At 51.6% G+C, this 514-nt stretch carries 1 protein-coding gene; it reads left to right on the top strand.

Translation table 11 applies throughout. From position 1 onward, the window contains the following. Nucleotides 1-292: 292 nt before the first annotated feature. A partial coding sequence (locus P1J78_RS25145) for a hypothetical protein (RefSeq protein WP_275570103.1) occupies nucleotides 293-514 on the top strand: 222 nt, incomplete at its 3' end.

Below are 514 nucleotides of genomic sequence, written 5' to 3'. Positions count from 1 at the left end.
CTGCCCCCAGTATCTGCCCCAGGGTCAGTGAATCAGTCCCTCGGCCGAATGGGAATCCCCAATCGATTCATGTCGGTGGGCAAACGCTCTAAAAGTTGAAGTACAGTTGCGTACAGATACTCAGCACGCGTGGGCCACGGCTGTCGAAATCGCGGACCTGGTCTTGGGAGCGCGAACAAAATTCGAAGATGGAACCGGCACCTATGGTGAGTTTTTCAGGCTCTCAAGTGAGATACTGTCAAGATGCCATGAGAACCAGCTAGGCTGCTTGCCTGAATTAGGCGACTCTGAATTGAAGAATGCGTTCCTGAGAACAGAAGAGCAATATCAGATACTCGATCGGCTGGATAAACTGCGCGAGCAGGGAGATCTAGATAAGATCCGGCAACACACGGTCTTGGCGTTTAAGGAAGATGATACGCTAGAGTCTTTCGGGATTAACCAGGCGCATATCCCGCAGCCTGGAAATAGTTTCTGCATTCAACCGGAGAGAACAGGTCGCATATCCTGCCGA

Origin of the sequence: Psychromarinibacter sediminicola, from assembly GCF_029168335.1 — a bacterium.
GTDB classification, from domain to species: Bacteria; Pseudomonadota; Alphaproteobacteria; order Rhodobacterales; family Rhodobacteraceae; genus Psychromarinibacter; species Psychromarinibacter sediminicola.
Note: the sequence above shows the minus strand (reverse complement) of the source record. Positions and strands in the feature narration are given on the sequence as shown.